Annotated in this window: 19 protein-coding genes and 1 pseudogene; 6 read left to right on the forward strand and 14 right to left on the reverse strand. The window is 73.8% G+C overall.

The genetic code is table 11. The annotated features are described in order from the left end of the window. Positions 1-3 precede the first annotated feature (3 nt). The 3 genes from MTF69_RS17290 to MTF69_RS17300 form a co-directional block, all read right to left on the reverse strand. A complete protein-coding gene (locus tag MTF69_RS17290; RefSeq protein ID WP_243335424.1) occupies positions 4-423 on the reverse strand; it encodes a hypothetical protein in 420 nt (139 codons plus the stop codon). Between the two features lie 31 nt (positions 424-454). Further along, positions 455-1,720, reverse strand: coding sequence for an NAD(P)-binding domain-containing protein (locus MTF69_RS17295; protein WP_243335426.1), 1,266 nt, complete (start codon positions 1,718-1,720; stop codon positions 455-457). A gap of 144 nt (positions 1,721-1,864) precedes the next feature. After that, positions 1,865-3,187 carry an ATP-grasp domain-containing protein gene (locus MTF69_RS17300; RefSeq protein ID WP_374323234.1) on the reverse strand — a complete coding sequence of 441 codons (1,323 nt, stop codon included), beginning with the start codon at positions 3,185-3,187 and terminating at the stop codon, positions 1,865-1,867. A 294-nt stretch (positions 3,188-3,481) separates the two neighbouring features. On the opposite strand from MTF69_RS17300, the gene MTF69_RS43400 reads away from it, so the two are divergent. Then, positions 3,482-5,185, forward strand: coding sequence for a glycosyl hydrolase (locus tag MTF69_RS43400; RefSeq protein WP_308401412.1), 1,704 nt, complete (start codon positions 3,482-3,484; stop codon positions 5,183-5,185). Positions 5,186-5,199: 14 nt separating this feature from the next. Here the strand turns inward: MTF69_RS43400 and MTF69_RS17310 are convergent, their stop codons facing one another. The 9 genes and pseudogenes from MTF69_RS17310 to MTF69_RS17350 form a co-directional block, all read right to left on the reverse strand. Continuing rightward, positions 5,200-6,342 carry a GNAT family N-acetyltransferase gene (locus MTF69_RS17310; protein ID WP_243335430.1) on the reverse strand — a complete coding sequence of 381 codons (1,143 nt, stop codon included), beginning with the start codon at positions 6,340-6,342 and terminating at the stop codon, positions 5,200-5,202. Next, a complete protein-coding gene (locus MTF69_RS17315) occupies positions 6,339-7,052 on the reverse strand; it encodes a lipopolysaccharide biosynthesis protein (RefSeq protein ID WP_243335432.1) in 714 nt (237 codons plus the stop codon). The genes MTF69_RS17310 and MTF69_RS17315 overlap by 4 nt, the downstream gene beginning before the upstream one ends. A 410-nt stretch (positions 7,053-7,462) precedes the next feature. After that, positions 7,463-8,581 (reverse strand): annotated as a pseudogene (locus tag MTF69_RS17320) (glycosyltransferase); the annotation flags it as partial. Then, positions 8,578-9,354 (reverse strand): polysaccharide deacetylase family protein, encoded by a 777-nt coding sequence (locus MTF69_RS17325; protein WP_243335434.1) that lies wholly within the window; start codon positions 9,352-9,354, stop codon positions 8,578-8,580. The gene MTF69_RS17325 and the pseudogene MTF69_RS17320, both read right to left, overlap by 4 nt. Then, a complete protein-coding gene (gene murJ / locus MTF69_RS17330) occupies positions 9,344-11,113 on the reverse strand; it encodes a murein biosynthesis integral membrane protein MurJ (RefSeq protein WP_243335437.1) in 1,770 nt (589 codons plus the stop codon). The genes MTF69_RS17325 and murJ overlap by 11 nt, the downstream gene beginning before the upstream one ends. Then, positions 11,110-12,576 (reverse strand): O-antigen ligase, encoded by a 1,467-nt coding sequence (locus MTF69_RS17335; protein ID WP_243335439.1) that lies wholly within the window; start codon positions 12,574-12,576, stop codon positions 11,110-11,112. Before MTF69_RS17335 ends, murJ begins: the two co-directional genes overlap by 4 nt. 3 nt (positions 12,577-12,579) lie before the next feature. Further along, complete coding sequence (locus MTF69_RS17340; RefSeq protein WP_243335663.1) at positions 12,580-14,187, reverse strand: exopolysaccharide biosynthesis polyprenyl glycosylphosphotransferase; 1,608 nt, start codon at positions 14,185-14,187, stop codon at positions 12,580-12,582. A gap of 2 nt (positions 14,188-14,189) precedes the next feature. Further along, complete coding sequence (locus tag MTF69_RS17345; RefSeq protein ID WP_243335440.1) at positions 14,190-15,446, reverse strand: glycosyltransferase; 1,257 nt, start codon at positions 15,444-15,446, stop codon at positions 14,190-14,192. A gap of 19 nt (positions 15,447-15,465) precedes the next feature. After that, positions 15,466-16,671 carry a DUF3344 domain-containing protein gene (locus MTF69_RS17350; protein ID WP_243335666.1) on the reverse strand — a complete coding sequence of 402 codons (1,206 nt, stop codon included), beginning with the start codon at positions 16,669-16,671 and terminating at the stop codon, positions 15,466-15,468. A gap of 102 nt (positions 16,672-16,773) precedes the next feature. Here MTF69_RS17350 and MTF69_RS17355 point away from each other — a divergent pair, with 102 nt between their 5' ends. From MTF69_RS17355 to MTF69_RS17375, 5 genes are all read left to right on the forward strand, one after another. Beyond that, positions 16,774-17,028 (forward strand): chaplin, encoded by a 255-nt coding sequence (locus MTF69_RS17355; RefSeq protein WP_243335442.1) that lies wholly within the window; start codon positions 16,774-16,776, stop codon positions 17,026-17,028. Between the two features lie 117 nt (positions 17,029-17,145). After that, a complete protein-coding gene (locus tag MTF69_RS17360) occupies positions 17,146-17,556 on the forward strand; it encodes a rodlin (protein ID WP_112451357.1) in 411 nt (136 codons plus the stop codon). Positions 17,557-17,797: 241 nt separating this feature from the next. Then, positions 17,798-18,031 carry a chaplin gene (locus MTF69_RS17365; RefSeq protein ID WP_243335444.1) on the forward strand — a complete coding sequence of 78 codons (234 nt, stop codon included), beginning with the start codon at positions 17,798-17,800 and terminating at the stop codon, positions 18,029-18,031. 121 nt (positions 18,032-18,152) lie between these two features. After that, positions 18,153-19,367: a chaplin gene (locus MTF69_RS42890; RefSeq protein WP_279345864.1), complete on the forward strand. Its 1,215-nt coding sequence runs from the start codon at positions 18,153-18,155 to the stop codon at positions 19,365-19,367. A 176-nt stretch (positions 19,368-19,543) separates the two neighbouring features. Then, positions 19,544-19,894 carry a hypothetical protein gene (locus MTF69_RS17375; protein ID WP_243335447.1) on the forward strand — a complete coding sequence of 117 codons (351 nt, stop codon included), beginning with the start codon at positions 19,544-19,546 and terminating at the stop codon, positions 19,892-19,894. Between the two features lie 86 nt (positions 19,895-19,980). Here MTF69_RS17375 and MTF69_RS17380 read toward each other — a convergent pair whose 3' ends face one another. Beyond that, on the reverse strand, positions 19,981-20,220 hold the full coding sequence (locus MTF69_RS17380; protein ID WP_243335448.1) for a chaplin: 240 nt from the start codon (positions 20,218-20,220) through the stop codon (positions 19,981-19,983). Between the two features lie 147 nt (positions 20,221-20,367). Continuing rightward, complete coding sequence (locus MTF69_RS17385) at positions 20,368-20,925, reverse strand: hypothetical protein (RefSeq protein ID WP_243335450.1); 558 nt, start codon at positions 20,923-20,925, stop codon at positions 20,368-20,370. Positions 20,926-20,957 lie beyond the last annotated feature (32 nt).

The following is a 20,957-nucleotide window of genomic DNA, read 5'->3' on the forward strand; positions in this document are numbered from 1 at the left end:
CACCTAACGGCCGGGCCAGCACGGCTGGGAAATGAGCCGCTCCCACTCCTCGTCAGGATGCCCCGGAAGGGTGCGTCCGGCCTCCTGCCAGCGCTTGACGAGGGAGAGGTAGATCATCGAGGGGTCGTACGGGACCTGCGGATACCGGTCCTGCGCGGGCCGGCCGTGCGGCTGCTGGGCGTGCGGGTACGGGTCCTGCGGATACGGGTCCTGCGGATACGGGTCCTGCGCGTACGGCGACTGCGGGTACGGGGACTGCGGGGATTGCGGGGATTGCGGGGATTGCGGGGATTGCGGGGATTGCGGGTACGAGGACTGCCCGTACGGCGGCTGCGGGGGCGCCGCCCTGGTCCTGCCGGGCTGCTCCGCACGGCTGGCCGGGATCCTCACCCAGCCCCGGCCCTGTGCGCGCTCATCGCTCATCGCGACACCTCTCACGTTGTGTGACCGGCTCTCACGCTCTATGCCCTGCAGTCGGAGCCCGGTCGGTCCGGGGCGCACCGGTGGAACCCGTCAGCGGGCTCCGGGCCCCCAGACGCTTGCGGACTCCTGACACCAGTTTCCCCGCCGTGAAGCCGGCGCCGTGCACGAATCGCATGGAAGGGCCGAATGAGGGAGCGGTCAGCAGCCCCGCGAAGAACAGCCCCGGCCACGAGGACTCGAAGCCGGGACCCAGCTCCGGCGTCCCGCTCTCCCCTACGGTGGCCAGCGCGGCCCGCAGCCCCGCGTCGAGCAGCTCCAGCCGGGCCAGGTCCGGGGTGAAGCCGGTCGCCGCGATCACGTGCGAGGTGTCCAGGACGACGGACTCCCCGGAGGCGGTGGACAGCCCGAGCCGGGTCCGCCCGCCCGCCGGGACCGCCCGCTGCAACCGGTGCCCGAGCAGGACCGGGACCCGCCGTTCGAACCGCTCCCGCAGCCACCAGGCTCCGGCCGGGCCCAGCGCGGTCGCCGCGATCCGCTCCCGGGTCGGCGCGGGCAGCCGGCGCACCGCCCAGGGCAGCTCCGACCAGGCCCAGCTGCGCCAGCCGGTGCCGAGGCCGCTGTGCGGATCGCGCAGGGCGCGCAGCGGAGGCCGGCGCAGCGGCTGCGGGACGGTGTTCCAGTTCAGCCGGGAGCGCCGGGCCACGAGGCACGGCCGGGCGCCGTTCTCCGCGAGCAGGGCCGCGGTCTCCAGGGCCGCCTGCCCGGCGCCGAGCACGGCGACCTCGCGGCCTGCGAAGCGGGTCAGGTCGCGGTGGCCGCTGCTGTGGGAGTAGTGGGCGGCGGGCAGTTCCCGTAGCACCTCGGGGTAGCGGACGAAGGGCATCACGCCCACGGCCAGCGCGACCGTCCGGGCGAGCAGCGGCGGCCCCTCGGCGGTGCGGACCAGGAAACCCCCGCCCTGCGGGGTGACTTCGGTGACGGTCGCCTCCTCCACCGGGGGTGCTGCGTGCCGGGCGAACCAGAGCCCGTACGCGCTGAACGTCCCGATGGGCAGCGGAGTTCCGTGTTCGGCGGCGATCCCGCGGCCCGCGCAGTACTCGGCCAGTGTGTAACGCCCGTCGGGCGCCGAGAGGTTGGAGGACCACGGCTCCGACTTGAGGTACATGCCCTCGGGCATGTGGTCCCGCCAGGAGGCCATGGGGCGCCCGAGGATCCGCACCCCGAGCCCCGCACCGGCCGCGTGGGCGGCGATCGACAGCCCGTAGGGCCCCGCTCCGACCACCACGAGGTCGTCCATCCGTGTCACCGCAGTCCCTCCAGCCTCATGGTTCGTCCCCTGCCACCCGCGCCCGCGCCGCCCTACGCACTTACGCACTTACGCACTCACACGCTTACGCCCCCATGCGTCTTCTGCCTCTACGCGTCTTATGCCCCTACGGCGTCACCGCGTCACCAACTCGTCCGGCTCCGCCGGGGCCTCCGGCGGAGCGGACCGGGGGCCGGGCCCGCCGGAGGCACCGGCCGCGGCGGGCGGGGTCAGCTCCCGGCCCCGCTGGCGCGGGGCGCGGACCACCGCCCGGGCCGTCCGGCGGCCCTGCGCGGGGACCCCGCGCAGCACCCGCAGGCCCTTGACCGCACCCCGCCCCAGGAAGGCGGCGAGCATCGCCAGGAACGGCATCGGGTCGTCGGCCGCGAACCATGCCGCTTCCACCTGCCCCCGTTCCCGGCCTCGGCCCCGGCCCCGGCCACGGCGCGCGGGGGCAGCGCCGGCCGTCCGTAGGGACCGTCCCGGCTCGGCGCCCGCACCGGCGGCGGGCGGGGCCGGGCGACGGCGCGGGAGCGAGCGGCCGCGTACCGCCGCGAGCAGCGCGTAGTTCTCCGCCACGAAGACCCGGCCGGGGCCGCCGGACGGCTCCGGGACCCGCTGGCCCGTCAGGTCCAGGTACATCGCCTGGACCACGTCCAGGCCGCCCGCGTCGGTGAAGAGCCGGAACTGCGCACCCGGACGCGGGTTGAAGTCCACCAGGCGGAAGACGCCCCGCTCGTCCCGGCGGAAGTCCAGGTCCAGGATCCCCTGGTAGCCGAGCCGCTCGGCGAGCGTCAGCCCCGCCTCCTCCACCGCCGGGTCCGGCAGCCAGCGCCCGACCGCCGTCAGCCCCGTCCGCACCGGCCAGGACAGCTCCTTGCGCCCCGACCCGGTGACCAGCGGACGCCCGCCCCGGGCGAACGCGCCGTGGAAGAACCAGTCGGTGTCCGGCCCGGCCGGCAGGAACCGCTGGAGCAGCAGCCGGCTCCCCGCCTCCGCCGAGCGCTCGTACAGCCGGCGCGCCTCGGCGGCCGCGTGGAGCAGGGTGGTGCTGCGCAGGCCCGTGCCCGCGGGCAGCAGCCACGGCCGGCTCCACTTGGCGATCACCGGGAGCCCCAGCCGCCACGCGGCCTCCGCCGCCTCGGCCCCGCTCGCCGGAATCACGGTTTCCGGGTGCGGTACGTCCCACCGGGCGCAGAGCCGCGACAGCTCGGCCTTGTCCGCCACCCGCGCGGGCAGGTCGTCGGGCTGATGGGGGATCCGGAAACGGTCCGTCAGTATCGCCCCGACCCGGGACACCGCGATCGCGCTCAGGTCGTCCATCGCGATGAGCACCGCCGGGCGCCCGATCCGCTCGGACACCCCGGTCAGGCACTCCAGCAGCGCTGCGGGCGCCTCGGGGTCGACGCCGCCCGAAGGGCCGGGGTGCACGGCACGCAGGTAGCGCGAACGCCCCATGGGGCCTCCCCCGGCCTCGACGACGGCATGGACCTCCACACCCGTGCGCCCAAGGGATCTGACGGCGCCGAGGGTTCCGTGGTGGAACGGATTCCGATCGAGTCTGAGCAGAACTGCGGGCACTTGGCTGGGATGCGCGTGCATGGGAACGGTGTCTTTCACCTAGTCGGACCAAGCAGGGAGGGTGCGCACGTGCGAATGGCCTAGGAAGAGGTCACCGGACAGGCCATTCGTCAGATGTGATGCCTAACGTCTTTGGTAAGCACACCGATTCAGGAAAGCTCGGGAGACGCCATGCCCAGACCACGCCGCCGACTGGCGAGCACCTGCATCGGAACGGTGACGGCCGGACTGCTCGCCACCGGGGCCGCCCTCGCGGCCCCCGAGGAGCAGAGCACCGAGTCCGACATCGCCATGGGTGCCTACCTCGACTACGGGCCGCCCGGGGTGGCCCGCATCCCGTTCCTGTCGAACTGGCTGGGCGGCAAGGAGATCCGGGTCGGGCACACCTATCTGCCCGGCGACCAGTGGGCCGGCATCGAGGGCAACGTCAGCTTCCTCGACGACTGGGCGCAGTGGCGGCGCCAGCGGGACGACCGGCTCTTCGTCCTCAACGTGCCCATGCAGGAGCGCAACGAGGCCCGGGTCCCCGACTACCAGGTCGTCCAGCTGATCCGGGCGGGCGCGGACGGCCAGTACGACCGGCACTTCAAGAAGCTCGCCGAACGGCTGGTGGCGCTGGGCGTCCCGGACACGGTGATCGTGCTCGGCTGGGAGATGAACGGCACCACGTACACCCACCGCTGCGGTCCCGACCCGGAGAACTGGAAGGCGTACTGGAAGCGCGTCGTCAAGACGATGCGCTCCGTGCCCGGCCAGAAGTTCAAGTTCGATTTCACCCCGAACCGCGGCACGGACGCGATCGGCTGGACCAGGTGCTACCCGGGCGACGACGTGGTCGACATCGTCGGGATGGATTCGTACGACCAGGGTCCCGGCCGGAACTTCGACGAGCAGATCAGCCAGCCGTACGGGCTCCAGCAGCACGTGGACTTCGCGCGAGCACACGGCAAAGAGGTCTCGTATCCGGAGTGGGGGCTGTTCCGCAACGGGGACAACCCGGAGTACATGCGGCGCATGCTGCAGTGGATTCAGAAGCAGAAGCCGCTCTACCACACCATCACCGACTACTGCCCGCACGGCGTCTGGCAGTGCAAGCAGAACCCGGCCTCTGCGAAGGTCTTCCGCGAGGCGCTGACCCCGCAGCGGACCGGCCCGGTGATCCCGACCCCGGTCGTCCCGACCCCCGTGGTGCCCACGCCGGTCATCCCGACCCCGCAGGTCCCCACGCCGGAGATCCCGACGCCGGTCGTCACCCCGCCGGTCGTGCTCCCCAGCCCCGAGGTCCCGAGCCCGGCCGTCCCGAGCCCGGTCCTCCCGAGCCCGGCCGTCCCGAGCCCCGTCGAGCCCAGCCCGCTCGAACCGAGCCCGCTCGAACCGAGCCCGCTCGAACCGAGCCCGCTCGAACCGAGCCCGGAGGTCCCGAGCCCGGCAGCACCGAGCCCGGTCGCCCCGACGCCCTCGCCCGTGGTACCGAGCCCGGAGGTCCCGGTCGAGCCCAGCCCGGTCGAGCCGAGCCCCGTCCTCCCGACCCCCGTCCTCCCGACCCCCGTCGATCCGAGCCCGGTCGTCCCGTCCCCCGAGGTCAGCCCGGTCGTCCCCGAGGTCCCGGCGGGCCCGAGCGCCAGCCCGAGCCCGGTCGTGCCGAAGCCGAGCCCCGAGGTCCCGTCGCCGGCGCCCTCGCCGCTCGTCCCCAAGCCCGAGCCGTCCCAGCCGCCCAAGCCGCCGACACCACCCGTACCACCCGTACCGCCCGTCAACAGCACGGAGTGGTGCGTGCCGATCAACTTCGGCGAGTGGCTCTCCAAGCTGGTCGGCAAGCAGTCGGTCTGCGTCAAGGTCGACTGGGGCAAGGAGACCGGTTTCTGGCCCTTCTAGGCGGGGCGTTCGGGTCATCGGACCCGCAGTTCGTTGAGCCGCGCCCGCCAGTCCCTGGCGGCCGGCAACGCCTCCCGCAGTACGTCCACCGCCCGCTCGCGCCCCGTCACCTGCGACTCGTGCAGTCGCAGCAGGGGCGCGAGCGCGGCCGTGGCCATCAGGAAACGCTGATTGACCACCGTCCGCGGCCGCCAGTGGTTCTTGTACGGTTCGTTGCCGCGCAGGAAGCTCACCACCGGGCGGCCTTCGGCGAGGGCGCGGGTGGTCTCGTAGCGCAGCAGGAGCGTGGCCACGTCCACCTTCCGGTCCCGCAGGTCGGGGTCGGCGCCGTAGAGGTAGCCACCGCTGAGCGCGCCCGAGAGCAGCGTGAGGTTCGCGGCCACCACCTTCCCGTCGAGCCGGAACTCGGCCAGCCGCCCCTCCCCCGCACGCACCATCCGCCGGGTGGCCCGGGTCAGGTGTTCGGCGAAGCGGGGCTTGAGGTGTTCGGGGGTCACCCCGCGGCCGCGCCACTGCTTCTCGTGCAGCCGCAGCAAGGTCCGTACCGCTCGCGGCACTTCCTGCTCGGTGACCTCGTGCTCCTCGATCCCCGCCGCGTCGGTCTTGCGGAGCTTGGCCCGCACCCGCTGGGCGCCGGAGGACGGCATCCGCTTGACCAGCTCGTCGAAGGGCATGGCCGGCAGCTCCATGCAGGTGGAGTCGGTGAGCTTGCTGCCGATCCCGGGCCAGGCCGCGTACACGGCCTCGGCCGCGGCCCCGGGCCGCACCTCGCGCAGGTCGACGACCGCACCCCGGGCGGCCCGGTGCAGACCGTTGGCCAGGGCCGGGACGACCTGGTCGGCGTACTCCGCGGCCACGAGCACGTCGAAGTAGTCGGTGATGCCCCCGCCGAGGGGCACGAGCAGCGGCAGCGGCCGGTGTACGAGCATCAGCGCGGCCGCGCCGACCAGCTCCTCCCCGCGCCGCACCAGGACGATGCGGAGCCGGCCGTCCTTGCCGTAGGACAGCCACCAGGAGTGCAGCCAGGCGTGGCTCTGGAAGGGAGTGGCGGTGGGACAGCCGCGGGCGAGCCGGTTCCACGGCTCCTCCAGCGCGGCGAACTGCCGGGGATCGCGGCACAGCGTCACCGACAGGGCCCCGGCGGAGCCGGAGGTCATCGCACCGACTCCTTCTCCTTGGCCGCGGCCGGCTCGCCCTGCGCGGGCAGCGAGGCGTACTCCTCGACGGTCTCCGCGACGGGCCCCTCCGGAGCTTCCGTGACGGGGCCCCCGTCACGCCGCCGGGCGGCCGTCGGCCGGGTCAGCAGCCACAGCCCGCCCAGCAGCCCGCCGGCGCACAGGCCGACCGCCCCGCTGAGGGCGGGGGACGCGGAGGCGGGCTCGCTGGGCGCGACGGCCTGGTTGAAGAGGAGCAGCTGCACGCCGGTGTTCTTGGCGGCCTGGTTGCTGCTCAGCGACAGGGCGTCGGCGACGGCGTTGGCGATGTCGGCGGCCTCGCCGGCGCTCTTCGCGGTCCCGGTGATGGCGATCATCGGAGACTCGGGGGAGGTCTCGGCGCGGACCTGGGTCCGCAGCTTCGCCGCGCCGATGCCCGCGCGGGGCTGGGCGTACGCGAGGGTCGAACTGCTGGTGGCGATGCGGGCGTAGGCCTGGGCGAAGCCGAGGGCGGTGGCCGGCTCGGTGGTGTCGTCGGGGACCGCGACGACGTAACTGGTCGCGGCGTACTCGGGCGCCTTGAGCACCCCGTACGCCCCGCCGGCGGCGAGCCCCAGCAGCGCGGCGGCGGGCAGCGGCCACCACGCGGGCGGCGGCAGCAGCCGTACCCGGCGCCGGTGGGTGGACTTCTTCTGGTCGGCGGTGTCCGCCATGTGCGTACCTCTTTCCTGGTGGACGGGTGCTTGCTTCGGGGCCCGGTGCGGACCCCTGCGGGCTCGGATCAGCCGATGTCGCCACCGGCGGCGGGCACATCCCGGCCCCCTGTGGGCAAACTCAGCCCCTCCGGCGTTTGAGGAGCAGGGGTCCGGGGGCCGGCCCCCGGCAGCCGCGCCGCACGGTCCGAACCGGCCGGACCCAGATCCAGACCGGCCGGGGCCAAATCCAGCCCCTCCGGCGTTTGAGGAGCAGGGGTCCGGGGACTGGTCCCCGGCAACGGCGCCGCACGGTCCGAACCGGCCGGGGCCGAACCCAGCCCCGCCGGCGTTTGAGGCGCGGGGGTCCGGGGGCCGGCCCCCGGCAGCGGCGCCGCACCCGAACCCCGGGACCCGGCCGCCGGAGCGGCCATCGCGAGGTCGTACACGTGTCGCAGCTGCGCCGCCGAACGGCCGATGTCGTAGCGCCGCACCACCCCGGGCGGCGGCAGCCGCCGGGCACCGGCCTCCATGTGCCCCCGCAGCGCCGCGACGAGCTCCTCCGTGCCGGTGCCGATCCGCCGCGCCCCCGGCGCCTGCGCCGCCGGCAGGTCGTCGATCGCCGGGCAGGTGACGTGCAGCACGGGCAGCCCCGCCGCCAGCGCCTCGATCACCGCCAGTCCGAACGCCTCCTCCCGCGAAGGGGACACGAACACGTCCATCGCGGCGAGCAGCGCCGGGATCCCCGGGGTCCGCCCGTCGGCGGAATCGCCCAGCGGATCCCGCTCGCCCAGCAGGTGGATCCGGCTCTGCGCCCCCAGCTCGGCGGCGAGCCGGCGCAGCGCCGCCCGCTCCGGCCCGTCCCCGGCGAGCAGCAGGTGCGCGCCGGGCAGCGCCGCCACCGCCCGTACCAGGACGTCGAACCGCTTCCCCGGCACCAGCCGGCCGACGCCGCCGACCACGAAGGCCCGCTCGGGCAGCCCGGTCCGGGCCCGGGTGGCCCGCCGTACGCCCTCGTCGAATCGGAACCGCACGGCTTCGATCCCGTTCGGCACCACGTGCACCCGCCCGGCCGGCACCCCCCAGGCCTCCAGGCGGGCCGCCACGGTGTCCGATACGGCCACGGTCGCGGCTCCCAGCCGCTCGCTCGCCAGGTACAGGGCGCGTACCCCGCCCGACAGCGGCCGGCCCTCGATCTCGCCCGCTCCCAGGGAGTGTTCGGTCGCCACGCTCACCCGTACGCCCGCGAGGCGGGCCGCGAGGCGCCCGTACACGCAGGCCCGGTACAGGTGCGTGTGGACCAGGTCGTAGCGGCCCCGCCGGATGAACTTGGCCAGCCTCGGCACCGCCCCCAGGTCGCGGTTGCCGCGCATCCCGAGGTGGACCACCCGGACGCCGTCCGCGCGCAGCCCGTCCGCGACTTGCCCGGGGTTGGTCAGCGTCAGGACGTCGCAGTGCATCGGCATGTGCCGCAGCAGCAGCCGCAGTTGCTGCTCGGCGCCGCCGACGCCGAGTCCCGTGATGACGTGCAGCACCTTCCCGGGGCTCACAGGTGCACCGCCCGCCGCAGCTCGCGCACCTGGTGGCGCACCTGCTTGATGCGCAGGCGCGGGCCGCCGTCGGCCTGGCTGATGTGGGTACGGGGCATCGCGTGGGGTCCGGCGAGGCGGCCGGGGTCGATGGCGCAGGCGTAGCCGTATCCGGCGGCCCGGGTCGCGGCGACGACCCGCGCGTCGAGGTGCCCGTACGGGTAGCAGAATCCGGCGGGCAGCGTCCCGGTCAGCTCCCGGATCAGCTCGCGGCTGCCGCGCAGCTCCTGCTGCAGTACGTCGTCGGGGGCCGCGGTGAGGTCCTGGTGGAGCAGCCCGTGCGAGCCGATCTCCTGTCCGGCGGCGGCGACTTCGCGGATGCCCTCGGCGGTGAGGAGGGGCTTGCGCGGGCCCAGCGGGTCCCAGACGTTGTCGACGCCGAGCCGCCCGGGCAGCACGAAGAGGGTGGCGGTGCTGCCGTGGCGGAGCAGCAGCGGCAGTGCGCGGGTCAGGAAGTCGGTGTAGCCGTCGTCGAAGGTCAGCCCGACCAGCCCGGCGTCCCGCCCGGCGGCGCGGGCGCGCAGCAGCTCGCCGACGGACACCCCGCGCAGTCCCCGGGAGCGCAGCCACAGCAGCTGGGCCTCCAGCGCGTGCGGGGTGACGGTGATGCCGTACGGGTCCTCCGCGGGATCGGTGAACTCGGCGACGGAGTGGTACATCAGGACCCACGGCGAGCCGGTGCGGCGGGCGGAGGCCGCCGCGGCGGGCGGCGCCGTGTCGGTGTCAGCGGACATTGCGGAACCTCTGGGTGAGCTGGGAGGTGAGGTGAGCGGTGAGCTGGGCGAGCTGACCGGGCAGGGCGGTGACCTCCAGGGCCCGTATGGCCATGCCGGTGGCTCCGAACATGGCCGGGACCAGCAGGCAGCCGAGGGCGGCACTGACCAGCGGGTCGGGGATCATCGGCCCGGCGATCCAGCCGGTGGCGCAGGCGGCGAGGGCCGCGACGGAGAGCCGGCCGATGCTGACGGCGACCCGGCGGACCTGGATGGCGATGATCCGCGAGCCGAGACCGGTGAGGAGCAGCACGGCGGTGGTGGAGATGCCCGCGGCGTTGGCGGCGGCGATCCCGTAGGTGCCCCACCAGCCGACGGCGAAGGCTCCGGCGACGATGTTGACGAGGAGTCCGGCGCCCATGGCGAGGGCGGGGAACCAGGTGGGCCGGGCGGTGGAGAAGAAGGGTCGTGAGAGCGCCCCGACGAGACAGTGGCCCAGCAGGCCGAGGCCGTAGACCCGCATGACGGAGGCGGTGGCCTCGGTGTCGGCGTGGGTGAACGCCCCGCGTTCGAAGAGGACTTGGATGATCTGGGGGGCGTACCCGATGACGAGCGCGGTGCCCATGAGCACGGCGAGCGAGGCGAGCGCGAGGTCCCGCTCGACCCGCCGGCGGGCCTTGTCCCGCTCCCCGCCGGCCATGGCCTGGGCGACGACGGGGAAGGTGACGGTGCAGATCATCAGGGAGAGCACCATCGGCATCTGCGCGACTTTTTGGGCGTAGTTGAGGTGCGAGATGGCGCCGGGCGGCAGTCCGGCGGCGAGGAACCGCTCGACCAGCACCTGGGACTGGCGGAACACGGCGAAGAAGATGACCGGGGCGATGACCCCGAAGGCGATCAGCGTCGGCCGGTCGCGGTCGCGCTGACTGCGCGGGGCGCCCTTGGCGCGGGGCGGCCCGAAGCCCACGTTGCGGATGAAGGCGGGCAGTTGGACCAGAGCCATCAGCACTCCGCCGACGGCGACGCCCGCGGCGGCGGCGCGCACCCCCCACAGGGCGTGCAGGGCGACCATGGTCCCGATGATGCCGACGTTGTACGACACGTAGATGGCGGCGGGCGGCACGAAGGAGCGGTGCGCTCTGAGGGCGGCGCTGAAGTAGCCGGCGACTCCGAAGGACAGCACGGTCAGGGCGGTCCACCGGGTGCATTCGACGGCGAGCCCGGGGTCGGGCAGCCCCGGCGCGAGCACGCCCACGACGAGCGGCGCGGCGACGATGAGCACGGAGGCCACGGCGGCCAGGAGCACCAGCAGCCGCGGCAGCGTGGCCCCCACGAGGAGGCGTACGGGATCCTGCGCGCGGGCTTCCTGCCGGGTGAGCCCGGCCCTGCTGGAGGCCCGGCGGGCCAGGGCGTAGCTGAACGCGGGCACCATCAGCAGGGCCATGGCGTCCTCGATGAGCAGCGTCGAGGCCATCTCGGGGACGGTCCACGCGATGAGGAAGGCGTCGCTGTCGTGCCCGGCTCCGAAGAGGTGCGCGATGGTCTGGTCGCGGACCAGCCCGAACACCGCCCCGGCGGCCGTGAGCCCGGCGGTGACGGCGGCGGCCTTGGCGAGCGCGCCCCCGCTCCCCGGGCGGGCCCCGTCGCCCGGAGCCGACCCGTCGGCGCCCCGCCGTCCGGGGGCCGCGGGCGGGTCGGGCAGGTGCGGCGGACGGCCCGCAGCCGCGGCGACCTCGGTCGCCGCGGCTGCGGGCCGCCGCCAGGGCGTCGTGTCCGTCACCGGCCGGCCGCACCCTCAGGGACCGCGGCCCGGGCAGGCGCGCCCGGCCCGCGCCCGGAGGCGGCCGCGGCGGCCCGGACCCGGCCCCGTCCACGGACACCGCGGCCGCGACCGCGACCGCGACCGCCTGAGGCGACCTCGCCCGTCCCGCCCCCGGAGGGCAGCGCCCACCAGGCCGCCAAGCCGATGATCACTCCGGTCAGGACGGTCGACGGGCCCCCGATGTCCGCGTAGAGGAAGTCGGTGAGCTGCCACACGAGCAGGCCGGTCGCGACCAGTCCGCAGTCCCGCACCGAGGAGGCTCCGGACAGGCACCGCCGCAGGCCCGCCACCAGGAGGGCCAGCCAGCCGCCCGCCAGGGCGATCAGCCCGATCAGCCCCTGCTCGCTCAGCACCAGCAGGTACATGTTGTGCGGGGACAGCAGCGGCTGGCGGATGTACCCCTGGCCCGCGCCCGCGGTGTCGCTGCCGGAGGACAGCGCCAGCCCGGAGTGCGAGTCCCGGTTGGCCGGGAAGCCCTTCAGCCCCACCCCCACCGCCGGCCGCTCGCGCCACATCGACCCGGCCGCGGCCCACATCGTGTAGCGGTCGGTCACCGACTGGTCGGGGGCGTCGGAGACCTGCGTGATCGAGGTCAGCCGCTCCGCGACCATCGCCGAGCCGACGCCGAAGCCGCCCACGAGCACCACCCCGGCGGCGGCCAGCGCGAGGAGCACCTTCAGGGCCCGCCGGATCCCGGCCAGGGCCATCACCAGACCGGCGGCGGCGAAGGTCGCGATCCAGGCGCCGCGGCTGAAGGACAGCACCAGCGGGAGCACCAGGATCAGCGCCGCCGCGCCCGAGGCCCGCCGGACCCGCGCCGGCAGCCCCGGCGCGAGCGCGCCGGCCGTCGCGACGACCAGGCCGTAGGCCACGACCGTGGCCATGCCCATGACGTCTCCGGGTCCGAAGGTGCCCACGGCGCGGATGTCCTCGCCCTGGTACGAGGCCCCGGTGTGGGTGGCGAACTGCACCACGCCCACCGCGCCCTGGACCAGCGCCAGCACCACGAAGCACGCCGCGGCCAGCCGGAACTCCGAGGCGCTGCGCACCAGTAGCACGATCGCCGCCGGGACCAGCACGAACACCTGGAGGTAGCGCACGAAGCCGGGCAGGGCCGCGTACGGGTCCCCCGCGGTCACCGTCGAGACGGCGAGCCCGACGGCCGGCAGGCCGAGGACGAACACGCCCAGCGGGCTCAGCGGCCGGACCCTGCCCCGCAGGGCCTGGATACCGCAGACGAACACGAGCAGCAGCGAGGCGGCGTCGGCCGGACCGACCTTCCCCGAGGCGGTGGCGTCACCCGCCGGCACGGGGACCAGCAGGGCCAGTACGGTCGCGGCGAGCGGCAGCAGCGGCCAGTGCCGGCGCAGCAGATCGGCGGTGTCCGGGCGGGCCCAGGACGTCGGTGCGGCAAGGCTCATGCTTTAGCTGCCCCCCAGCCGGAAGCGGAAGAAGGAGGCCGCGGTGCGGGCCAGGATCCACAGGTCCTGCCACAGCGACCAGGTGTCGATGTAGTGGTTGTCGAAGCGGGCCCGGTCCTCGATGGAGGTGTCCCCGCGCAGCCCGTTGATCTGGGCGAGGCCGGTGATGCCGACCGGCATCCGGTGCCGGGCCTCGTACCCGGGGTGCACGCTGCTGAACTTGGCCACGAAGAAGGGCCGTTCGGGACGCGGACCGACCAGGCTCATGTCACCCCGGACCACGTTCCACAGCTGCGGCAGCTCGTCCAGCGAGGACTTGCGCAGGAAGGAGCCGATGGGGCTCATCCGGCAGTCGCCGGCCACCGTCCAGCGGGTGGCGGACTCGTGCGCGTCGGCGCGCAGCGTGCGGAACTTCAGCAGGGTGAAGGGGCGTCCGTACAGGCCGACACGCTCCTGCCGGAAGATCACCCCCGGCCCGTCGGAAATCCGTACGGCGAACGCGCAGGCGCCCATCACGGGCGCAGCGGCGAGCAGCGCGATCGCGGCGAGCGAGGAGTCGATGACCCGCTTCGCGTACCGCTCGGCCAGCCGCGCCGGGCGGGGCAGCAGCGGCTGCACGGCGTAGCCCCAGAGCTGGTCCGCGGGCTGCGCGACGCGCATCCCGGTGACCTTGGCGGTGCCCGCCGGGTCGGCGAGCCAGAGCCGGCAGCCGTGGTCGTGGAAGAGCCGGACCAGGGAGGCGGTGCGTTCGTCGGCCTCGGGCGGGCGGGTGAAGACGGCGTGCCGGACGGAGTTCTGGATGACGGCCCGCCGGATGTCCTCGTGGGTGGCCAGTACGGGCACTCCCGCCGCCCCCTCCCCCTCGGGCCCGGTGTCCGCGAGCCCCACGGGGCGCAGTCCGTACTCGGGGCGCCCGTGCAGGGCGGCGGCGACCGCGCTCGCCCCGGCGCCGGGTCCCACGACCAGGGCGGAGGCGGGGCGGCGGGCGCGGGTGCGGCGGCGGAACTGGTTGACGGCTCCGCGCCCCGCGCAGGCCAGTACGACCTGGACGCAGACGGCGCCGAGCAGCGCGCTCCAGCCCAGGGCGTCGCCCGGGGCGGCGGCGGCCAGCACGGCGGCGGCCGCGCACCACAGCGCGGCGGCCCGCCCGGCGAGCGCGGGCAGTTCGAGGAGCGCGGAGGGGGCGAGCCGCGGCCGGTACAGCCCGGCCTGCGCGTGCAGCGCGACCAGGGCCAGGGCGAGGGGAGCGGCCGCACCGAGGGGCAGCTCCGCTCCGGGCAGGGCCGCCACGGTCGCCGCGGCGGCGAACGCGTCGGCGGCCAGCAGCGGGGCGATCCCGTCCCGGCGACGCACCCGCCTCGGCCGTACGGTGGCCCGGGCGCGGTCGGCCTTGGGTCCGCGCGGGGGGTGGATGGCGGTCACGGAACGACGGACGGCGGTGACGCCGACGCCGACGCCGACGGCGGTGCCGGTGGCCGTACTGGTGGCCGCGCTGGTGGCCGTGCTGGTCGCGCCGGCGCCGCCGGTGGTGGTCGTGCCGGTGATGCCGGTGATGCCGTCGGCGGGCCCCGTACCGCCCTGCCCGGTGTGCCGGGCGGGTGCACTGTCCATCGTCATCGACTGATGCGCTCCTGGTTCAAGGGCCGGGGCCTGCCCAGCAGTTCGTGATACAGACCGGTGACCGCGTCCGTGGTGCGCCGCACGTCGAATTCCATCCGCGCGTGCCGCTCGGCCTGCTCCCCGAGTCCGGCGAGCAGCCGTGGCTCGGCGAGCAGCCCGCCCAGGGCCTTGGCCAGCGCCGCCGGGTCCTCCGGTTCCACCAGGCACAGCCGTCCCTGGCCGGGCGGGAGGCTCTCCCTGGCACCGCTGACGTCGGAGACCAGAACCGGGCGGCCACAGGCCATCGCTTCGAGCGGGGCGAGCGCCATGCCTTCCCACCGCGACGGCAGTACAACGAGATCGGCGGCCCGAAGCCACGGCCGGATGTCGAAGGCGGCCCCCGCGAAGTGGACCGAGGGCGGGGCGCCCCGGCGCAGCCGTTCCATGTCGGGGCCGTCCCCGACGAGCACGAGACGGGCCCCGGGAACGGTTCCGAGCAGCTCCGGCCAGGCACGCAGCAGGACGTCCTGCCCCTTCTGCTGGCAGAGCCGGCCGACGCAGACCGCGAGCGGCCCGTCGCCCTGGAAGGCGGCGGGCAGCGGAAGTTCGGCGCGTGCGCGGGCCTTGTCCTGGACGGGGTCCGCGCCGCCGGGGCGGAAGTGGGCGAGGTCGACGCCGTTGCGGATCACCGACCAGCGGGCGGCGATCCCCTCGGACTCGCCGGTGCTGCGTTCGGCCTCGCTGACGCAGAGCACCCGGTCGGCCCAACGGGCCCCGAAGCGCTCCCAGCGCAGCGCGAGCGCGGCGGTGGCCCCGCCGACGGCGTCGAAGGACCAGGCGTGCGGCTGGAAGACGGTCGGGACGGCCCCGCGCACGGCGAGCCGCCCGGCGAGTCCGGCCTTGGCGCTATGGGCGTGCAGGATGTCGGGCCGGACCCGGCCGATCAGGCGGCGCGCGCCGAGCACTTCGGCGGCCAGTCCCGGTCCGGGAGCCCGCCCGGCACGCCAGGTGAGCACCTCGGCCCCGGCCTCGCGGGCGGCGTCCGCGAGCTGTCCGCCGCGCGGGCAGCCGACGTAGGTCCGCAGGCCGGCCGCGGACTGGGCGCGTACCAGGTCGACGACGACGCGGGCGACCCCGCCCTCGACCGGCTGGACGAGGTGGAGGACGACCGGAGGCCGGGGAGGGGAGGAAGGAGCAGAGGGAGAGGGAGAGGGAGAAGGAGAAGGAGAGGGAGAGGGAGAAGGAGAGGGAGAAGGCGGCTGTGTCGGCACGTGGAGTGGTCTCCTGCGTTCAGCGGCGCGCATCTGTCTGAACGAAGAGCACACCGAGGAAATGACCCTGCTTTTCGCCCGTGAACCCGAAGGTCAGGCTGCGGGCGCCACCGGACAGGGCGGGGCTCAGATCGAACACGTCCGCGTCATATCCGAGGTTATTCACATGTTCGGGCTGTCGCACGAACGAGCGATCACCGAATTCCGTGATCGTGGAATTCATAACATCATTAAAAGGATTTTCTCCGTCACTGAGACTGACCCTGCGTCCGCTGTCGGCGGTCACCGTGAGTGAATCCCCGAGCGTTCCGCGGTCCCCGTCGTACGCGACCACCCCGACCCGCCCCTGCGCGCCGGGCGCCGCGTCCAGACCGGTGAGCTCCACCGTCCCGCCCGCCGCCTCGCCGGCCCCCGCGGCCAGCCCCTCGAAGCCGTCCCAGACCGAGATCCTGCGCACCGGCTCCTGCGGGTGCTCGTAGGCGACCACCAGCGTCCAGCCGCCCCAGGCGCCCATGTCCGAGTGCCCCATGGCGATGTTCAGCTGGGCCACCGTCCACATCCCGGCGCCGCCCTTGCGGACCAGCGGGGTCACGTCGGCGGAGGCCTGGTAGGCATCGCCGGCCGCGTCGCTGCGGTGCCCGATCGCCGTGTCGGCCAGCACTTCCTTGTACGCGCCGCCCGGCTCGGCGACGAGCACCCGGCCGTTGTCCTGCGGCGGCTTCTGCTCGCCGACCCGCAGGTTCCCGCCCCAGTACAGCCGGGCGTACGAGACCTTCGCGCCCGCCGGGACCTTGAGCTCCGCCCGGGTGGAGTTGTAGGTGTCCGGGTCCTTGTCGACCTCGTCGTAGAACATCTCGTAGTCGCCGTTGGTCCCGGCCGCACCCTTGTTGACCGCGGCACACGGCTCGGCCTGCTCGGACTCCTCCTTGCGGCAGCCGATGGACGAGTTCGAGGCCCGGACCAGGCCGCCGTGCTGCACGGCCTGATAACGCTGGGTGAACGGCACCCGTGGCGCCTCCTTGACCAGCGGACCCCGCGCGCCCGGCGGGGCGGCGGCGGCACCGGCAGCCGCACCGGCGGCGGGGACGTTCACCGAAAGCGTGAGGCAGGACAGCAGACCGAGCGTGCCGAGGATTCTGCGGGAGGAACCCATGACCCTGTCTCCATTTTCGATCAAGGGGACAAAACAGGAGTGAACTTTGTCAGAAGTCAGGAGGGAAATCACGCCGGACTCGCTCATACGGCCTTTTGGGCGATAACACGCACCCTGGAGACGGGCGGGTCGTTATGGGTTGCACCATTGTTCGAACGGAAAGGAAAAACGGAGATGAAGAAGAGGCTGGTGCGCGGCGCCACCCTGGCGGTCGCGAGCACCGCGCTGCTGATGGGCGGCGCGGGCCTCGCCTCCGCGCACGGCGGCGACGGCGCGACGGCGAACGGCTTCACCGGCGAGTCCCCCGGCGTCCTGAGCGGCAACCTGCTCCAGGTCCCGGTCCACGTCCCGGTGAACGTCTGTGGCAACACCGTGAACGTGATCGCCCTGCTGAACCCCGCGTTCGGCACCACCTGCGTCAACGCCTGACGTCAACCGTGCTGCCCGAAACGTCGGCATCCGAGTGAAGACACGCAACCCGAACCACGGTTGCGCCGTTGATCCGAGTGCTTGAGTACCGGGCAATCCTGCAAAAAAGGGACCATCATGATCAAGAAGTTTGCGGCCGGCGCAGCGGTTGCCGCCTCGTTCGTCGGTCTGGGTGCCGCCATGGCCCCGCAGGCCATGGCCATCGGCAACGACCACGGCATCAACACCGTGAACGGCAACGGGGCCTCGCAGATCTACGGCAACCAGGCCACCTACGGCAACATGAGCCCGCAGATGGCGCTCATCCAGGGCTCGTTCAACAAGCCCTGCATCGCCCTGCCGGCCAAGGCCAACGTCCAGTCCGTGCTGGCTCTGGTGAACGTCGGCGTCCAGGACATCCCCGTCCTGTCCAGCCCGCAGAACCAGCAGTGCACCGAGAACTCCACCCAGGCCAAGGGCGACGAGGCTCTCTCGCACATCCTCAGCAACATCCCGGTCCTGTCCGGCAACGCCTCCGCCGGCAGCTGACAGCGCCGCGCCAGCTGACACAGCACCGCGCCAGTGGGGCCGTCGCACCTTCGGGTCGCGGCGGCCCCGCCGCATGTCGGGACCCGAATAGGGGCTCGTAAGAAACCGGCCATAATTCAGGACCCACGAGCATCTGAGTGAATTGACGGGAAGCGCGCAAAAATCCCCGGTTTCTTTTCCCGGACCCACTCGTTGTTAATTCTGCAGCGGATAGACCTCTGCGGGAAGGAAACGAAAACAAATGACGTACAAGAAGGCAGTGGTGCTGGCCGCCGGCATTCTGATGGCCGCCGGTGCCGCCTCCCCCGCCATGGCCGACTCGGTGGCGGACGGCAAGGCCGTCGGCTCCCCGGGCGTCCTCTCCGGCAACCTGCTCCAGGTCCCGGTCCACGTCCCGGTCAACGTCTGCGGCAACACCGTCAACGTGATCGCGCTGCTGAACCCCGCGTTCGGCAACACCTGCGTCAACGCCTGACGAAGCGCCTGCGCCCGCAAGGGCAGACCTCCTCGGGGTGGCCTCGGAGTGCACGGCGGTGCACTCCGAGGCCACCTTCGATTCAGCACCGGCCGCAGGGCCGGTAGACAGGGAAGGACCCATGCGACAGGTACTGAGCCGACAGGTACTGGGCAAGGGGGTGCTCACGGCGGCCGCTGCCTCGAGTCTGCTGTCCATCGCGACCGGCGCGGCCTACGCGCAGCCCGGGGCGATGGCCGAGGCCGCCCATTCACCGGGCGCGCTGGCGGGCAACAGCGTCTCGGTACCGATCACCTTCTCGCCGAACGTGTGCGGAAACACCGTGGACGCCGGAGCGGGCCTCAACCCCGCCATGGGCAACAACTGCGCCACCACGACCGGCTCCGACTCCGGACACAACTACGAGCGCTACCTCAGCCCGGAGCAGGCGGAGCAGGTCCGCCGCTACGTCGGCCAGGAAGCCCGGCGCGACCAGCGCGACGAGGACCGGCACGAGCAGGGCGGCTACGGAGACCGCGGACCCGAACAGCAGGGCGGCTACGGAGACCGCGGACCCGAACAGCCGGGTGGCCACGAGGACCACGGTCCCGAGCAGCAGGGCGGCTACGGAGACTCCGGCGAGGAAGAGGAGTGCGACGACCACCCCGCCCCGGAGAGTCCCGAGCCGCGACCGCAGCACGAGCCGGCGCCGCACGCCGAGCACCCCCCGGCCCCGGAACCGGCCCCGGCCCCGGAACCGCATCACGCGCCCCCCGTGCCGAAGCCGCTGCCCGCGCCCGAGGCGGAGCACCCGGCGCCCGCGCCCGCTCCCGCGCCGGTGGAGCAGGCACCCGCGCCGGAGCCCGCTCCGGAGCCCGTACCGGCTCCGGAGCCCGTACCGGCCCCCGTCCCGGCGCCGGCCGAGGAGGCCCCGCAGCCGCTTCCGGCACCGGCACCGGCCCCCGCGCCCGTAGTGGAGGAGGCTCCGCACACGCTCCCCGCTCCGGCGCCCGCGCCCGCTCCGGTGGAGCAGGCTCCCGCACCGACGCCCCCGCACGGCAGCCAGGTCGTGGAGCACCCGGCGCCGGTAGTGCACCCGGCCGACCAGCCGCCGGCGGCCCCCGCCGGTGACCTGCCGGTCGGGCTTCCCCCGGCACCGCTGCCCGCCCCGGCACCCGCACCGGCACCGGGCCCCGCGCCGGCACCCGCGCCCGAGGCCGTGCCCGTCGCGGCGGCCCCCGCACGGCAGGAGCTGGCGGCGACCGGCGCCGGACAGCCCGCCGGCGCCGCGGCCCTGGCCTCGGCCCTCATCCTGGGCGGCGCCATTCTGTACCGCAGGTCCCGTAGCGCCGCCTGACGGCAATACCGGTAATAAGAAGAAATATCGGCCGGAGAGTCCCTTGTCGGATTCTCCGGCCGTTGCCGTGTTCGGCTCCGCGTTTCCGCGGCGCCGGGGAATCGTTAACCAGGTCGAAAGTGGCGCGACGGTCGCCACTGATCACTTCTGGTCGCCCCTAGAAAAGGATTCTGATAATGAAGCTCTCGAAGGTCGCCGCAGTCGTCGTCGGCTCCGTCGCCGCCCTCGGCGCCACCTCCCCCGCCTTCGCCGCCACCGAGGCGCCTGCCGTCCCCATGAGCCTGACGAGCGGGCTGACGGCGGTCACCGACTCGGTGAACCCCGTATCGGCGGCGCTGCCCCAGACCGTGGGCAACGGGCTGGCCGAGCAGGGCGAGAGCGTCCAGAAGGTCGTGACCACCGTCCAGGAGGTCAACGGGGTCAAGAACCAGGCGCCGGCCGAGGTGATGAACCTCGCCAACGGGGCCACCCAGGCCTCCCCGCTGCTCGGCGGAGTGAAGCTCAACGGCGGCGGCAGCAAGCACTGACGGGCCCGTCCCGTTCTCCTGCCGACACGACTGTGGGCGCCCCCGGCCTCGCCGGTGGCGCCCACAGTCATGTGTTGCATCGAACGTCAGGCGTTGACGCAGACGTTGCCGAACGCCGGGTTCAGCGCGCCGATCACGTTCACGGAGTTGCCGCAGACGTTCACCGGAACGTGGACCGGGACCTGTCCCAGGTTGCCCGAGAGGACACCGGGGGAACCCACGGCCGCGCCCTCGGCCTTGGAGTCGGCCATAGCGGAGCCGGCGGCACCGGCCGCAGCGAGACCAGCGGTGGCCAGGACCAGGGCGGCCTTCTTGGCAGTGTTCATGGGAAGTGCACCTTCTCTTCGACGTTCTGCCCCGATTCCGGGGCTCACATCGAGCGAAACGGTCCACCTTCCCAGACGACACGGTTCCGCACGCGATCAGACCTGTTCAGCCCAATAGTCGTAACCGCGTGCGGATCCGGGTGGTCCCTACGGAAGGAACTCGGCGAACGACGGGATCTCCGGGAACATGCCCGTAGGCGTGCCGGGTACCCCGGGGACCGCAGGCACCGCCGGTACAGCGGGCACCGCGCCCGCGGGCGGGGCCGCGGGATTGGAGACCGGGAGCGCCGGGACACCGGGGATCTCGGGGATCGGGACGTCGGGGATCGGGACGTCGGGGATGGGGACGTCGGGGATCTCGGGAAGCGCCGGGACCGTCAGGTCGGGGAGCCCGGGGATCGCGGGGATCTGCGGCAGGGGCGGGAGCGCGGGCAGTTTGATCTCGGGGATCGTGATCCCCGGGAGCAGGGCGCCCAGGCTCTTGGTCAGGTCCGCCAGGATCTTGGAGACCGCGGCGAGGGCGTCTTCGACGGGACCCGCCGCCGCCACCCTCTCGTTGATCTCCTCCTGGGCCGCCGCCACGCGGTTCGCGGCGGCCCCCGCACCTTCCGCGGCGCCCGCGGGAGTTGCCGCGCCGGTGAGTATGACGACCGCCAGGGCCGACGGGACGAGGACGCGGATGCGGGAGGCCTTGGTGCGGTGCATGGGTGTTCCTTCTGGTGGTCGCTCAGAAGCGG

The organism is Streptomyces sp. AP-93 (genome assembly GCF_022808175.1).
Taxonomy (GTDB): domain Bacteria; phylum Actinomycetota; class Actinomycetes; order Streptomycetales; family Streptomycetaceae; genus Streptomyces.

What these genes read in the sequence shown, in the direction of transcription:
- MTF69_RS42890 (WP_279345864.1), top strand. Translation starts at nt 18,153, where the DNA reads ATGCGACAGGTACTGAGCCGACAGGTACTGGGCAAGGGGGTGCTCACG.
- MTF69_RS17300 (WP_374323234.1), bottom strand. Translation starts at nt 3,187, where the DNA reads ATGGGGCGTTCGCGCTACCTGCGTGCCGTGCACCCCGGCCCTTCGGGC.
- MTF69_RS17290 (WP_243335424.1), bottom strand. Translation starts at nt 423, where the DNA reads ATGAGCGATGAGCGCGCACAGGGCCGGGGCTGGGTGAGGATCCCGGCC.
- MTF69_RS17360 (WP_112451357.1), top strand. Translation starts at nt 17,146, where the DNA reads ATGATCAAGAAGTTTGCGGCCGGCGCAGCGGTTGCCGCCTCGTTCGTC.
- MTF69_RS17340 (WP_243335663.1), bottom strand. Translation starts at nt 14,187, where the DNA reads ATGGACAGTGCACCCGCCCGGCACACCGGGCAGGGCGGTACGGGGCCC.
- MTF69_RS17310 (WP_243335430.1), bottom strand. Translation starts at nt 6,342, where the DNA reads ATGACCTCCGGCTCCGCCGGGGCCCTGTCGGTGACGCTGTGCCGCGAT.
- MTF69_RS17365 (WP_243335444.1), top strand. Translation starts at nt 17,798, where the DNA reads ATGACGTACAAGAAGGCAGTGGTGCTGGCCGCCGGCATTCTGATGGCC.
- MTF69_RS17295 (WP_243335426.1), bottom strand. Translation starts at nt 1,720, where the DNA reads ATGGACGACCTCGTGGTGGTCGGAGCGGGGCCCTACGGGCTGTCGATC.
- MTF69_RS43400 (WP_308401412.1), top strand. Translation starts at nt 3,482, where the DNA reads ATGCCCAGACCACGCCGCCGACTGGCGAGCACCTGCATCGGAACGGTG.
- MTF69_RS17380 (WP_243335448.1), bottom strand. Translation starts at nt 20,220, where the DNA reads ATGAACACTGCCAAGAAGGCCGCCCTGGTCCTGGCCACCGCTGGTCTC.
- MTF69_RS17355 (WP_243335442.1), top strand. Translation starts at nt 16,774, where the DNA reads ATGAAGAAGAGGCTGGTGCGCGGCGCCACCCTGGCGGTCGCGAGCACC.
- MTF69_RS17335 (WP_243335439.1), bottom strand. Translation starts at nt 12,576, where the DNA reads ATGAGCCTTGCCGCACCGACGTCCTGGGCCCGCCCGGACACCGCCGAT.
- MTF69_RS17325 (WP_243335434.1), bottom strand. Translation starts at nt 9,354, where the DNA reads ATGTCCGCTGACACCGACACGGCGCCGCCCGCCGCGGCGGCCTCCGCC.
- MTF69_RS17385 (WP_243335450.1), bottom strand. Translation starts at nt 20,925, where the DNA reads ATGCACCGCACCAAGGCCTCCCGCATCCGCGTCCTCGTCCCGTCGGCC.
- MTF69_RS17315 (WP_243335432.1), bottom strand. Translation starts at nt 7,052, where the DNA reads ATGGCGGACACCGCCGACCAGAAGAAGTCCACCCACCGGCGCCGGGTA.
- MTF69_RS17375 (WP_243335447.1), top strand. Translation starts at nt 19,544, where the DNA reads ATGAAGCTCTCGAAGGTCGCCGCAGTCGTCGTCGGCTCCGTCGCCGCC.